Genomic DNA, 14,074 nt, shown 5'->3' on the forward strand with positions numbered 1-14,074 from the left:
AGGACCCTGACCGCGGCCGCCCGACGCGGCGGCCAAGCGCGCCGGGCGGCCGGAGCGCGCCGCCCGCCAGGAGGAGGAGGCTTCCCCCGGGCACGTGCTGCTCATCGATCCCCCGGCGGACGGCGAGGACCCGCCGGAGCCCGAGCCGTCCGACTCACCCGAGTCGGCCGAGAATGAGCCGGAGGAGAGCGGGCCGGAGGAGAGCGCGCCCCCGCGCAAGGCCGGACGGCGCGTACTCATCGCGGTACTGGGTGCCGTACTCGTGGCCGCCCTGGTCACGGCCGCCGTACTCGGCTGGCGGTACCAAGAGGGGCGGCAGGCGGAGCAGGCCCGCGGGGAGGCCCTCGCGGCCGCACGGAATGCGGCGCCGGTCGTGCTGTCGTACGACTACCGGCACCTGGACCGCGACTTCACCCGGGCCCGGGCCCTGCTGACCGGGCACTTCCGCGACGAGTACGGCAGGACCACGAAGACGGTGGTCGCGCCGACCGCGACGAAATACCAGGGCGTGGTGAAGGCAACCGTGGCGGCCCCCACCGACGGCGGCGCCCCCGCGGTCTCCGTCGTGTCGGCGACACCGGACAGGGCCGTCGTCCTGCTCTTCGTCAACCAGGTGACCGAGAGCACCCAGGTCCCCGAACCCCGGCTGGATCTGAACCGGGTCCGGATGACGCTCACCCGCACCTCCGACGGCTGGAAGGTGAGCGGCGTCGACGCCCTCTGACCAGGCCTTCACATGTGCCCCCGCGCGATCGCGCGGGGGCACTTTTTCGTGGGCTCTCTTGACAGTCCTCCACCCCCGCAGGCAATCTTTCCATACAGCAGAAACGAACTTCCGCAATACGGAATCAAGGGAAGGGAGCGCCGTCCCCGTGGGATTCGCAGACCAGCGCTTCAACGTCAACCTGTCGATCCTCTTCACGGAACTCCCGCTCCTGGAGCGCCCCGCGGCGGCCGCCGCGGCGGGCTTCACGGCGGTCGAGCTGTGGTGGCCCTGGGTCGACTCCCCCACCCCCGAGCAGTCCGAGCTCGACGCCCTGAAGAAGGCGATCGAGGACGCGGGCGTCCAGCTCACGGGCCTGAACTTCTACGCCGGGCAGCTGCCGGGCCCGGACCGCGGCGCCCTGTCGATCCCGGGCGAGGAGTCGGAGAGGTTCCGCGCCAACATCGACGTGGCCATCGCCTTCGCCCAGTCCCTGGGCTGCACGACGTTCAACGCCCTGTACGGCAACCGCGTCGACGGCGTGGACCCGGCCGAGCAGGACGCGCTCGCCCTGGAGAACCTGGTCCTCGCGGCCCGGGCCGTCGGCCAGGTCGGCGGGACTGTCCTGATCGAGGCCCTCAACCAGCCCGAGTCACCGAAGTGCCCGATCGTGAGCGCACCCAAGGCGATCGAGATCGTGGACAAGGTCAACGCAGCGACGGGTCTCGGGAACGCCAAGTTCCTGATGGACCTGTACCACCTGTCGATGAACGGCGAGGACCTGCCCTCGGTCATCGAGCAGTACGCGGCGAAGACCGGGCACGTGCAGATCGCGGACAACCCCGGCCGCGGCGCCCCCGGGACGGGCTCGCTCCCACTGGAGGAGCTGCTCGACCAGCTGAAGAAGGCCGGTTACGACGGCTGGGTCGGGCTTGAGTACAAGGCCGGCGACCGCCCGAGCGCCGAGGCCTTCGACTGGCTCCCGCGCGAAGCGCGTGCCGCGCGCTGAACCCCCTGACTCTGCAAGGCAGTTGAGAGAGGCACCCCCAATCATGAGCAACAACCTCACGGATTCTTCCCGCCCGACCCGCCCGGCGATCGCCTGGATCGGCCTCGGCATCATGGGCTCCCCCATGTCCGAGAACCTGATCAAGGCGGGCTACGACGTCACCGGCTTCACACTGGAGCAGGACAAGCTGGACCGGCTGGCCGCCGCCGGCGGCACTGCGGCCGGCTCGATCGCCGAGGCCGTGCGCGACGCCGACGTGGTGATCACCATGGTGCCCGCGTCCCCGCACGTCGAGGCCATCTCCTACGGCCCCGAGGGCATCCTGGAGAACGCCAAGCAGGGCGCCCTGCTGATCGACATGTCCTCGATCACCCCGCAGACCTCCGTCGACCTGGCCGCCGCCGCCAAGGACAAGGGCATCCGGGTGCTCGACGCCCCGGTGTCCGGCGGTGAGGCCGGCGCCATCGAGGCCGTGCTGTCGATCATGGTCGGCGGCGAGCAGGCCGACTTCGACATCGCCAAGCCGATCTTCGACGCGCTGGGCAAGACCATCGTGCTGTGCGGCCCGCACGGCTCCGGCCAGACCGTGAAGGCGGCCAACCAGCTGATCGTCGCCGTGAACATCCAGGCGTGCGCCGAGGCCGTGGTCTTCCTGGAGAAGTCGGGCGTGGACCTCGCGGCCGCACTGGACGTCCTCAACGGCGGCCTCGCCGGCTCGACCGTGCTCACGCGGAAGAAGGACAACTTCCTCAACCGCGACTTCAAGCCGGGCTTCCGGATCGACCTGCACCACAAGGACATGGGCATCGTCACCGACGCCGCCCGCAACGTCGGCGCCGCCCTGCCGGTCGGTGCCGTGGTCGCCCAGCTGGTCGCCTCGCTGCGCACCCAGGGCGACGGCGGTCTGGACCACTCGGCCCTGCTGCGGGCCGTGGAGCGCCTGTCCGGCGCCCAGGTCTGACGTACCCCTGAGACTTCCGGGCGGCGCCGCCGCTGACACCTGTCCTGTCGCGCCCAGGCGCCGGCGCCGCCCGGAACCACCTTCAGATCACCTTCAGATCACCCCCAGATCGACTTCAACAAACTGTTGACGTTTAGACACCCCACTTCTAGGCTCCACAAGACTTCTAGGCTCCACAAAGCGGAAGAAGATTTCCGCTGCCATCCGCACGGAAGGTCCACGATGTCGAAGCGCGTGCTCACGACCGAGGCCGGCGCCCCGATCGCCGACAACCAGAACTCCGCATCCGCCGGCGTCGGCGGCCCGCTCCTGATCCAGGACCAGCAGCTCCTGGAGAAGCTCGCGCGCTTCAACCGCGAGCGGATCCCGGAGCGCGTGGTGCACGCCCGTGGCTCCGGCGCGTACGGCCACTTCGAGGTGACCGACGACGTCACCGGCTTCACCCACGCCGACTTCCTGAGCGAGATCGGCAAGCGCACCGAGGTCTTCCTGCGCTTCTCCACGGTCGCCGACTCCCTCGGCGGCGCGGACGCGGTCCGTGACCCGCGCGGCTTCGCGCTGAAGTTCTACACCGAGGAGGGCAACTACGACCTCGTCGGCAACAACACCCCGGTGTTCTTCATCAAGGACCCGATCAAGTTCCCCGACTTCATCCACTCGCAGAAGCGGGACCCGTTCACCGGCAAGCAGGAGCCGGACAACGTGTGGGACTTCTGGGCGCACGCCCCCGAGGCCACGCACCAGGTGACCTGGCTGATGGGCGACCGCGGCATCCCGGCGTCGTACCGGCACATGAACGGTTACGGCTCGCACACCTACCAGTGGACGAACGCGGAGGGCGAGGCCTTCTTCGTCAAGTACCACTTCAAGACGAACCAGGGCATCCGCTGCCTGAGCAGCGAGCAGGCCGCGGAGCTGGCGGGCAAGGACCCCAACTCCCACCAGACGGACCTGCTGCAGGCCATCGAGCGGGGTGTGCACCCGTCCTGGACTCTCTACGTGCAGATCATGCCGGCGGCCGAGGCGGCCGACTACCGCTTCAACCCGTTCGACCTCACCAAGGTCTGGCCGCACAAGGACTACCCGCTGCAGCGCGTGGGCCGCCTGGTCCTCGACCGCAACCCGGACAACGTCTTCGCCGAGGTCGAGCAGGCCGCGTTCTCCCCGAACAACTTCGTTCCGGGCATCGGCCCGTCCCCCGACAAGATGCTCCAGGGCCGCCTGTTCGCCTACGCGGACGCACACCGCTACCGCCTGGGCGTCAACCACACCCAGCTCGCCGTGAACGCCCCGAAGGCGGTCGCGGGCGGCGCCCAGAACTACGGCCGCGACGGCCTCATGGCGGTCAACGGCCAGGGCCGCGGCGCCAAGAACTACGAGCCGAACTCCTACGACGGCCCGGCCGAGACCGGCCGCCCGCTGTCGGCCCCCCTGGCGGTCTCCGGCTACACGGGCAACCACGAGGCTCCGCTGCACACCAAGGACGACGCCTTCTTCCAGGCGGGCGAGCTGTTCCGCCTGATGTCCGAGGAGGAGAAGTCCCGCCTCGTCGCGAACATCGCCGGCGGCCTCTCGCAGGTCTCCCGCGACGACGTGATCGAGAAGAACCTGGCCCACTTCCACGCCGCCGACCCGGAGTACGGCAAGCGCGTGGAGGAGGCGGTCCGCGCCCTGCGCGAGGACTGAGACCAGTAACCAGCAAGCGGCGTGCGGAGTCTGACGGGAGGTCAGGAATCCGCACGCGGCCCGCGCGAGGCGCCGTACGGCCCGGATGAGGGGTGGCTGTACGGCGGTGGGCGCGGGCAGGGCGAGGACCGTGGCGGCGTGCGAGCCAGTGCGGTGGTGAAGGACCGAGCCCCCTTCTCGACCAGAGGGAAGGGAATCCCGGTTCCGTCGCATCCGCCGCGGTCCCACCCAGCCCCCCGCCAGGGGGGCCACCCGCTCCGTCCGGCGGCGCGAACGTCCTGTCGCGCCCAGCCTCGTGCCGTCGGACGGCCATCACCCGAGAACGCTCCCCACGCCGGCTCGATGCCTGCGGCGAGGGAGCGTTCGGCGTTGTCCGCGCCTGTCAGCGGGATGCCGGCCTCGTCACCCGGCACGAGCTGGACGGCATTCCACCGCCTCGACGCGGTTGCTTCTCAGCAGGCGCTCCAGCCACACCGGTAACGCTCCTCGAAGCCCAGCCGTACAAGCTCCTTCCGCACCTCGCACAGCCGCCACTCCAGCGTCACCGGCGTGCGTATCGGCGCCCCGCGTCGCACGCTGAAGCCATGGGCAATCCGACGCACTACCCGCACATCGTGGTCCACTCCCCCGCCCTGGACGGCTCCCGGCGGGTCACCGAGGGGGACGTGACCCTGGGGATCGCCTCGCATCTGGACGACGTCGTGGAGATCCTGCGGCTGGCCGACCTGGACCGGATCGAGGTGGAGGAGAGCGATCTCATCGAGTGGCAGGGTGGCGGGCCCGACGACTGGCCGGGCCTGTCGGAGCACGAGCTGTGACGACAGGGCGTACGGCAGTGGTCGTAACCGGGCTACGCCATCCTCAAATCAACCTCTGAACACCGCGGCACAGGCTTCGACCACCCCCGCGGCCGGGCAGAGTACGGGCATCAGGGGCCCGTCGGCACGGGGGCGGCGGGCCCCACGACGGGGGACGCACGGGGGTGCCACGGGGGACGCGAAAGGGCGGCCCGTCCGCGGGGACGGGCCGCCCTTGGCGTGCCTGGCGGTGTCAGACGTTCAGCGTCAGACCTTCAGCGGCTTGATCGACGTCGGCGCGTGGCCCGGCTCGGTGGCCAGCTCCTCGAACTCGGAGATGTCGCTGATGTCCATGGTGCGGCTCATCGAGATGTTGGTGATCCGCTCCAGGATCGCCTCGACGACGACCGGCACCTGGTACTCGGCGGCCAGCTTCTTCGCCTGCTCGAACGCGGCGCCCAGCTGGTCCGGCTCGGTGACCCGGATCGCCTTGCAGCCCAGGCCCTCGGCGACCTTGACGTGGTCCACGCCGTAGACGCCGATCTCCGGAGTGTTGATGTTCTCGAACTCCAGGTTGACCTGGAAGTTGATGTCCAGGCCGATCTGCGCCTGCCGGATCAGGCCCAGGTAGGCGTTGTTCACCAGGACATGGACGTACGGGATCTTGTGCTGGGCGGCGACCGCCAGCTCCTCGATCAGGAACTGGAAGTCGTAGTCGCCGGACAGGGCGACGACCGGGGACTCCGGGTCGGCCTTGGCGACGCCGATCGCGGCCGGGATGGTCCAGCCCAGGGGGCCGGCCTGGCCGCAGTTGATCCAGTGGCGCGGCTTGTAGACGTGCAGCATCTGCGCGCCGGCGATCTGCGAGAGGCCGATGGTGGTGACGTACCGGGTGTCCGGGCCGAAGGCCTTGTTCATCTCCTCGTACACGCGCTGCGGTTTCATCGGGACGTTGTCGAAGTGCGTACGGCGCAGAAGCGTCGCCTTGCGCTCCTGCGTCGAGGCGACCCAGGCGGTACGGTCGGGCAGCTTGCCCGCGGCCTTCAGCTCCTTGGCCACCTCGACGAACAGCTCCAGCGCGGCCTTGGCGTCGGAGACGACCCCGTAGTCCGGCGGGAAGATCTTGCCGATCTGAGTGGGCTCGATGTCGACGTGGACGAACTTACGGCCCTGGCGGTAGACGTCGAGCTTGTAGCCGGTGTGGCGGTTGGCCCAGCGGTTGCCGATGCCGAGGACGAAGTCCGACTCCAGGAAGTTGGCGTTGCCGTACCGGTGCGAGGTCTGCACGCCGACCATGCCGGCGTTCAGCTCGTGGTCGTCGGACAGTGCGCCCCAGCCCATCAGGGTCGGGACGACCGGGGTCTGGGTCAGCTCGGCGAACTCCACCAGCAGGTCGGCGGCGTCGGCGCCGATGATGCCGCCGCCGGCGACGATGACCGGGCGCTCGGCGGCCAGCAGGAAGGAGATCGCCTTCTCGATCTGGGCGCGGGTCGCGGCCGGCTTGTAGACGGGCAGCGGCTCGTACGTCTCCGGGTCGAACTCGATCTCGGTGAGCTGGACGTCGATCGGCAGGTCGATGAGGACCGGGCCGGGACGGCCGGAGCGCATCAGGTGGAAGGCCTGCTGGAAGACGCCGGGGACCTGCGCGGCCTCCAGGACGGTGACCGCCATTTTCGTGACCGGCTTGGCGATCGAGGCGATGTCGACGGCCTGGAAGTCCTCCTTGTGGATCACGCTGGTGGGCGCCTGGCCCGTGATGCACAGGATCGGGATCGAGTCACCGATGGCCGAGTACAGGCCGGTGATCATGTCGGTGCCGGCCGGACCGGAGGTACCGATGCAGACGCCGATGTTGCCCGGCTTGGTACGCGTGTACCCCTCGGCCATGTGCGAGGCGCCCTCGACATGGCGGGCGAGGGTGTGGTTGATGCCGCCACCCTCCTTCAGGGCCTTGTAGAAGGGGTTGATCGCCGCGCCCGGCACACCGAAGGCGTCGGTGACGCCCTCGCGCTTGAGGATCTCAACTGCCGCGCGGGCAGCGGTCATACGAGCCATCGAGTACTCCTGCTTCGGCTGTCGGATGCGTACTCCCGTCGCGCCCCGCGGTGAGCACAGCCTCCAGAGTGTCAAACTTCCGCAATACGGAACTTAACTTCTACTATCTGGAATCAATGTAGAAGCGCTCTTCAATGACGTCAAGAGAGGCGAAGAGAGGTGAAGAGAGGTGAAGACATGGCAAGCGCCGGACAAGCGGGGTGCGCGAGGAGGACGATGAGAGGCGCTGTCCCGACGCGACGCCTGGGAGTGGGCCATGCCCGAGAGCATGCCGGTGCGCTGTCCGGCCTGCCGGCGCGAGCACCTCTACACCGCGCCGGTGTATCCGTGCGCGTGCGGCACACCCACCGCGCCGCGCCTCGATCCGGCCGCGGAGCCGGTCGTTACGGAGCACCGGGCCTGGGACGACGAGTGGATCGCGCTGCCGTGCACCCGCTGCGACCGCCGCAACCACTGGCCGCACCCGGAGCTGGGCTGCCCCTGCGGCACGGTCCTGCGTATCCCGGTGGCCGTACCACCCGCGCCGGAGACGGCGACCGCGACAGCGGGGCCGGACTCGACGCCGGATGCGCCATCCGAGCCGGCTTCGGCGCCACCATCGGCCTTCGAGCCAGACACGACACCGGGAGCGACACCAGCGCCGCCATCGGCATCCCAGCCCACGCCGACCACGCCATCCCCGTCCACGCCGTACCAGCCCACATCGGCCTCGCCGCTCCAGCCCACATCGGCCTCGCCGCTTCAGCCCACGCCGACCACGCCGCCACAGCCCAGGTCGACCACGCCATCCGCGTCCACGTCGACCACGCTGCCCCAGCCCACATCGACCACGCCGCCCCAGCCCACATCGGCCTCGCCGCTTCAGCCCACGCCGACCACGCCGCCCCAGCCCAGGTCGACCACGCCATCCCCGTCCACGCCGACCACGCCGCCCCAGTCCGCGTCGGCCTCGCCGTCCCAGCCCGCGGCGGCCACCAGATCCGGCACGCGACCCGTCCGCCCCGCCTTCCAGCCGCGCACCATCCGTACCGCCCGCGACGCCGTCACCACCGCCGCGCTCTATCTGCGCTGGCTCGGCTACCGGGACATCCGCCGCGCCGACCAGCGCCCGCCGAACGGCATCGGGCTGGCCGGCCACGGGGTCCTCGCCCAGGTGGACCCGACCGTACGACCGGCTGCGCCTCGGGACGTGGAGTGCCTGTGGCTGACGGCGATGACGGAGTCCGCGGACTGTGTGTACTTCTCCCTGGCCGGCTACACGGACGACGCCCGCAGCCGGGCCGACGCCCTGTGCGTCCCCCTGTTCGTCCTCGACCTGACGGGCACCCCCCGCCCGGTCAACACACCGGCGGGCGACCTGAGCACCGACGGCGCCTGATCACCTACCGCGCACACGTCTGCGCGTCATTCGGCCGCCCTGTCCGAAGTCGCGTACTTCTCCCGCAGTTCGATCTTGCGTACCTTTCCGCTCACCGTCATCGGGAAGGCCTCCAGGATCCGCAGCACGCTCGGGATCTTGTAATGCGCGAGCCGGCCCCGACAGAAGGCGCGCAGCTCCTCCAGGGTGAGCGGGTCGGCGGGGTCCCGTGGGATGACGCAGGCCAGGACCTCCTCGCCGTACGTCTCGTGCGGCACCCCGACGACCTGCACGTCCCTGATCTTCGGGTGGCCGTAGAGGAACTCCTCGATCTCGCGCGGGTAGATGTTCTCTCCGCCCCGGATGATCATGTCCTTGATCCGGCCGACGATCTCGACGTAGCCGTCGTCGCGCATCATCGCCAGGTCCCCGGTGTGCATCCAGCGGCCCGCGTCGACGGCCTCCGCGGTCTTCTCGGGTTCGTTCCAGTAGCCGAGCATCACGCTGTAGCCGCGGGTGCACAACTCGCCCGCCGTGCCGCGTGGTTGGGTGACTCCGGTGGCCGGGTCGACCACCTTGACCTCCAGGTGCGGCAGGACCCGGCCGACGGTGCCGGTGCGGTGCTCCAGGTCGTCGTCCCGGCGGGTCTGCAGCGACACCGGGGATGTCTCGGTCATGCCGTAGCAGATGGAGACCTCGGCCATGTGCATCTCGGCGACGACCCGCTTCATCACCTCCACCGGGCACGGCGATCCCGCCATGATGCCGGTGCGCAGGGTCGAGAGGTCGTACGACGCGAAGTCGGGGAGGTTCAGCTCGGCGATGAACATGGTCGGCACGCCGTACAGGGACGTACAGCGCTCGCGCTGCACCGCCTCCAGGGTGGCCTTCGGTTCGAACGACGGGGCCGGGATGACCATGCAGGCGCCGTGCGAGGTGGCCGCGAGGTTGCCCATCACCATGCCGAAGCAGTGATAGAACGGGACCGGGATGCAGATCCTGTCCTGCTCACTGTAGCCGACCGACTCCCCGACGAAGTAACCGTTGTTGAGGATGTTGTGGTGGGACAGGGTGGCGCCCTTCGGGAAGCCGGTGGTCCCCGAGGTGTACTGGATGTTGATGGGGTCGTCGCAGGACAGTTCCGCGTACGTGACGTCAGGGTTCCCCCGCCCGAGCAGTTCCTCCCAGCTCTGGTCGCCGATGTACACGACCTCGCGCAGCTCGGGGCAGTTTCCCCGCACCTCTTCGACCATCGCCCGGTAGTCGCTGGTCTTGTGCCGCCGGGAGGCGAACAGCAGGGAGATCCCCGCCTGGCGCAGGACGTACTCGACCTCGTGGGTGCGGTAGGCCGGGTTGATGTTCACCATGATCGCGCCGATACGGGCGGTGGCGTACTGGACCAGCACCCACTCCGGGCAGTTGACCGCCCAGATCCCCACCCGGTCGCCCTTGCCGACGCCGGCGGCGACCAGCGCCTGCGCCAACTCCGCCACGTCCGCGCCGAATCGGGCATAGGTCCACCGCCGGCCCGACGGCACGTCGACCAGAGCCTCACGGTCCGGCCATGCCGCCACGGCTCGGTCCAGATTGGCGCCGATGGTGTCTGCGAGCAGGACGGTCGGGCCGGTCCCGTGCGCGTACGACAGCTGTGAGGTCACCGGAAGTCCTCCTCGCGGTACTCGTTCGCCGAGCCCTGGGCCGTCGCCTCGCGCAGCTCGATCCGGCGGATCTTGCCGGAGACGGTCTTGGGCAGCGCGCCGAACTCCAGCCGGCGGATGCGCTTGTAGGGGGCGAGCACCTGGCGGGAGTGCTCGAAGATGACCTTCGCGGTGTCCGGGCCGGGCTCATAGCCCCCGGCGAGGACGACGTACGCCTTCGGCACCGCGAGCCGCAGTTCGTCCGGCGCGGGCACGACGGCGGCCTCGGCCACCGCCTCGTGCTCCAGCAGCGCGCTCTCCAGCTCGAACGGGCTGATCTTGTAGTCGGAGGCCTTGAAGACGTCGTCCGCGCGGCCGACGTAGGTCAGATAGCCGTCCGCGTCGCGCGAGGCGATGTCCCCGGTGCGGTAGTAGCCGCCCGCCAAGGCCTCCGCCGTGCGGTCCGGGTCGCCGTGGTAGCCGGTCATCAGGCCGACCGGTCGCTCGGACAGGTCGAGGGCGATCTCACCCTCGGCGGCGCCGGGCGCGCCGGAGACCGGGTCGAGGAGTTCCACACGGTAGCCGGGGCTCGGGCGGCCCATGGAGCCGGTCTTGAGCACCTGTCCGGGGCTGTTGGAGACCTGCACGGCGGTCTCGGTCTGCCCGAAGCCGTCCCGGATGGTGACGCCCCAGGCCCGCCGGACCTGCTCGATGACCTCGGGGTTGAGCGGCTCACCGGCGGCGACCACCTCGCGGGGCGGGGTGGCGAGCAGGCCGAGGTCGGCCTGGATGAGCATGCGCCACACGGTCGGCGGGGCGCAGAAGGTGGTCACCCGAGCCCGGTCCATCTCGGCCATCAGCCGGGCCGCGTCGAAGCGGGCGTAGTTGAAGAGGAAGACGGTCGCCTCGGCGTTCCACGGCGCGAACAGATTGGACCAGGCGTGCTTGGCCCAGCCCGGCGAGGAGATGTTCAGATGCACATCACCGGGCTTGAGGCCGATCCAGTACATGGTCGCCAGGTGCCCGATCGGGTACGAGGTGTGGGTGTGCTCTACGAGCTTGGGGCGGGCGGTCGTACCGGAGGTGAAGTAGAGCATCAGCGGGTCGTCGGCCAGGGTGGGGCCGTCGGGCAGGAAATCGGCGGGGGCGGTGTACGCGTCCTCGTACGGCTGCCAGCCCTGCTCGGGCCGGCCGCCGACCGCGATCCGCGTGTAACCGCCGGGCACGTCGGCGAACTTCGCGGTGTCCTCGGCCCGCGCGATCACATGCCGCACCCGGCCGCGCTCCACGCGGTCGCGCAGATCGGCGGGTCCCAGCAGCGGGGTGGCCGGGATGACCACCGCGCGCAGCTTCATCGCGGCCAGCGCGGTCTCCCACAGCTCGGTCTGGTTGCCGAGCATGACGAGGATGCGGTCCTCGGCGGCGACGCCCCGCTCACGCAGCCACCGGGCCACGCGGTTCGACCGCTCGGACATCTCGGCGAAGGACAGCCGGGTCTCGGCGCCGTCCTCCTCGACGATGTGCAGCGCGGTCCGGTCGTTGCCGGCGGCGATCACGTCGAACCAGTCCAGCGCCCAGTTGAAGTGCGCGGGCCGCGGCCAGGCGAAGCCCTCGCAGGCGCCGGCGTAGTCCGCACGGTGCTCCAGCAGGAAGTCCCGGGCGGAGCGGAACTCCTCAGTCGCCGTCTTCATCTGGCTCCTCCTCGTTACCGGACCATTGCCGGGCGGCTCTCTGGCATCGTCTAATCCGTGATGCAGGTCTCACTACCCCCGAACGGGGGTGGGGACGGCAGAAGGAGCGGACAGGTGACGGCAGACGCGGCGGGGACGGTGGAGATCGGCGGCGCGCTCGCCCGGCTGCGGCGGGCCACGGGACTTCCCGTCGCCTTCGGCGGCCTCGTCGAGTCCGGCCGGCCGCAGATCCGGATCAGCGAGCTGAGCGGCACGACCACGGCCGCCCTGCGCTCGCTCGCCGTGACCTCCGGCAACGGGCTCGGCGGCAAGGCGGTGGCGCTGGCCCGGCCGTGCGCGGTGACGGACTACTCCAGCTCCCGGCAGATCAGCCACGAGTACGACGTCCCGGTGGCCGCCGAGGGCATCCGCTCGGTCGTCGCGGTCCCGGTGGTGGTACGGCGCCGGGTGCGCGGGGTGCTCTACGGCGCGCTGCGCTCGGCCCAGCCGCTCGGCGACCGCACGCTGGGCGCGGCCATGGCCGTCGCACGGGACGTGGAACAGGCGCTGGTGGTGCGGGACAAGGCGTGGGAACTGCTGCTGGCGGCCCGGCCGGAGCCCGCCGGAGTCGACCAGGGGGCCGCCTGGGAGCAGGTGCGTGAGGCGCATGCGGCGCTGCGGGCCCTGGCCCCGCGTATCACCGATCCGGCGCTGCGGGCCGAACTGCTCGCGGCCTGCGGCCTGTTGACCACAGCACCGCGCGCCGGGAGCGTGACCGCCCTGGCGCCACGCGAGCTGGACGTGCTGTCCTGGGTGGCGGCGGGGGCGACCAACGCGGCGGTGGCCGAGCGGCTGGGCCTGCGCCCGGAGACCGTCAAGGGCTATCTGCGCTCGGCGATGCGGAAGCTGGGCGCGCACACCCGAGGGGAGGCGGTGACCGCGGCCCGCAGGGCGGGGCTGCTGCCGTGAGCCGGGCGGTGACCGCCGCCGAGGGACAGGCCGTGAGGAAACCTGTCCATTCAGGCGGAGGCGCCTTGAATTTCCTTATGCGTGACCGTTTGTTATTTCCCTCACCACAGCTTCCGTCCGAATTTCAAGGATCGTTGCCTAGAATTTGGCCCGGACACGACACACGAGGGGAGCGGTGACCGTGCGACGGGACTTCCAGGAGCCTGCCAGGTGCCGCCCCGACCTGGTCATCGGCCGCGAGGACCTGTTCGCCGGCGCCCGTGACCAACTCGCCTCGGGCGGCAGTGTGCTGCTCCACGGTCCCGCCGGAATAGGGAAATCCACCGTCCTGCGGGCATTGGCCGAGGAATACGGCGCCACCGCACGCACCGTGTTGCGCTGCTCCGCCACCGAGTCCGAATCCCACCTTCCGTTCCTGGCCCTCGCCGACCTCCTCGGCCTGGTCCTCGACGAGGTCTCCCCCCGGCTGCCCGCCGCCCAGCGCACCGCCCTGGAGTCGGCGCTCACCGGCCGCGGCGAGTCCAGCCTGCTGCGCGACGGCCTCGCCCTGCGGCTCGCGGTGCTCTCCGCGCTGCGCGCGCTGGCCGCCGAGGGCGGTGTCCTCGTCGTCGCCGACGATCTGCAGTGGCTGGACCCGGCCAGCGCCGAACTGCTCGGCTTCGCCGCCCGGCGCCTGGAGGGCACCCCGGTGCAGCTCCTGTGCGCGGTCCGTACCGAGGGCCAGGAGAGCCAGGAGTACGACCGGCAGCTGCGCGCCTGCCCGCCGGGCACCCTCGCGGTCCGGCTCGGTCCGCTCTCCCGCACCCAGGTCGCCCAGTTGCTGGACCACCGCGGCCACGGCTCGCTGCCCCGCTCCACCGTCCGCGAGATCCACCGCACGTCCGGCGGCAACCCGCTGTTCGCCCTGGAACTCGGCCGCGCCCTCGCCGAGCGCCCCACCCCGCCCCGGCCGGGCGAGCCACTGCCGGTGCCGACCTCGCTGCGGGCGCTGGTACTCAGCCGCCTGGACATGCTCTCCGTCGAGGCCCGCCGCACCCTGCTCGTGGCCAGTGCCGGTGCCCGGCCCACCCCTGCGCTGCTGCACGCGGCCGGCCGGGAGAACGCCGAGGCCGAGTGCGCCCAGGCCGCCGAACTCGGGCTGCTGGCCACCGAGCCGGACGCCCCGGCCGTACGGTTCGCGCACCCGCTGATATCGGCCGCGCTGTACGCGGAGGCACCCGCGCACGAGCG

General features: G+C 70.7%; 10 protein-coding genes and 1 pseudogene. 8 read left to right on the forward strand and 3 right to left on the reverse strand.

Features of this window, described 5'->3' with window-relative positions:
- The first annotated feature begins 94 nt into the window (after positions 1-94).
- From M878_RS58445 to M878_RS58465, 5 genes are all read left to right on the forward strand, one after another.
- Positions 95-724, forward strand: coding sequence for a hypothetical protein (locus M878_RS58445; protein WP_023545785.1), 630 nt, complete (start codon positions 95-97; stop codon positions 722-724).
- A gap of 148 nt (positions 725-872) precedes the next feature.
- The gene (locus M878_RS58450) at positions 873-1,712 is read left to right on the forward strand and encodes a TIM barrel protein (protein WP_023545786.1); all 840 of its coding nucleotides are present in this window, start codon (positions 873-875) and stop codon (positions 1,710-1,712) included.
- 43 nt (positions 1,713-1,755) lie between these two features.
- Positions 1,756-2,673 carry a 2-hydroxy-3-oxopropionate reductase gene (locus M878_RS58455; RefSeq protein ID WP_023545787.1) on the forward strand — a complete coding sequence of 306 codons (918 nt, stop codon included), beginning with the start codon at positions 1,756-1,758 and terminating at the stop codon, positions 2,671-2,673.
- A gap of 222 nt (positions 2,674-2,895) precedes the next feature.
- Positions 2,896-4,359, forward strand: a complete 1,464-nt coding sequence (locus M878_RS58460) for a catalase (protein ID WP_023545788.1) — start codon at positions 2,896-2,898, stop codon at positions 4,357-4,359.
- Between the two features lie 584 nt (positions 4,360-4,943).
- The gene (locus M878_RS58465) at positions 4,944-5,177 is read left to right on the forward strand and encodes a hypothetical protein (protein WP_023545789.1); all 234 of its coding nucleotides are present in this window, start codon (positions 4,944-4,946) and stop codon (positions 5,175-5,177) included.
- A 246-nt stretch (positions 5,178-5,423) separates the two neighbouring features.
- Here M878_RS58465 and gcl read toward each other — a convergent pair whose 3' ends face one another.
- On the reverse strand, positions 5,424-7,211 hold the full coding sequence (gcl, locus tag M878_RS58470) for a glyoxylate carboligase (RefSeq protein ID WP_031224551.1): 1,788 nt from the start codon (positions 7,209-7,211) through the stop codon (positions 5,424-5,426).
- 991 nt (positions 7,212-8,202) lie between these two features.
- Here gcl and M878_RS58475 point away from each other — a divergent pair.
- Positions 8,203-8,589 (forward strand): annotated as a pseudogene (locus tag M878_RS58475) (hypothetical protein); the annotation flags it as partial.
- A 26-nt stretch (positions 8,590-8,615) separates the two neighbouring features.
- Here the strand turns inward: M878_RS58475 and M878_RS58480 are convergent.
- On the reverse strand, positions 8,616-10,226 hold the full coding sequence (locus M878_RS58480) for an AMP-binding protein (RefSeq protein ID WP_023545795.1): 1,611 nt from the start codon (positions 10,224-10,226) through the stop codon (positions 8,616-8,618).
- Positions 10,223-11,896, reverse strand: coding sequence for an AMP-binding protein (locus M878_RS58485; protein WP_023545796.1), 1,674 nt, complete (start codon positions 11,894-11,896; stop codon positions 10,223-10,225). The genes M878_RS58480 and M878_RS58485 overlap by 4 nt, the downstream gene beginning before the upstream one ends.
- Positions 11,897-12,010: 114 nt before the next feature.
- On the opposite strand from M878_RS58485, the gene M878_RS58490 reads away from it, so the two are divergent.
- Both M878_RS58490 and M878_RS58495 read left to right on the forward strand, forming a co-directional pair.
- Positions 12,011-12,844 carry a helix-turn-helix transcriptional regulator gene (locus tag M878_RS58490; RefSeq protein ID WP_023545797.1) on the forward strand — a complete coding sequence of 278 codons (834 nt, stop codon included), beginning with the start codon at positions 12,011-12,013 and terminating at the stop codon, positions 12,842-12,844.
- A gap of 175 nt (positions 12,845-13,019) precedes the next feature.
- On the forward strand, positions 13,020-14,074 hold a 1,055-nt coding region (locus tag M878_RS58495; protein WP_023545798.1), incomplete at its 3' end, for an AAA family ATPase.

Origin of the sequence: Streptomyces roseochromogenus subsp. oscitans DS 12.976, assembly GCF_000497445.1 — a bacterium.
GTDB lineage: Bacteria > Actinomycetota > Actinomycetes > Streptomycetales > Streptomycetaceae > Streptomyces > Streptomyces oscitans.

Bases quoted from the DNA above. Each gene is read 5' to 3' on its own strand.
- M878_RS58455 (WP_023545787.1), top strand. From the start codon at position 1,756: ATGAGCAACAACCTCACGGATTCTTCCCGCCCGACCCGCCCGGCGATC.
- M878_RS58465 (WP_023545789.1), top strand. From the start codon at position 4,944: ATGGGCAATCCGACGCACTACCCGCACATCGTGGTCCACTCCCCCGCC.
- M878_RS58485 (WP_023545796.1), bottom strand. From the start codon at position 11,896: ATGAAGACGGCGACTGAGGAGTTCCGCTCCGCCCGGGACTTCCTGCTG.
- M878_RS58460 (WP_023545788.1), top strand. From the start codon at position 2,896: ATGTCGAAGCGCGTGCTCACGACCGAGGCCGGCGCCCCGATCGCCGAC.
- gcl (WP_031224551.1), bottom strand. From the start codon at position 7,211: ATGGCTCGTATGACCGCTGCCCGCGCGGCAGTTGAGATCCTCAAGCGC.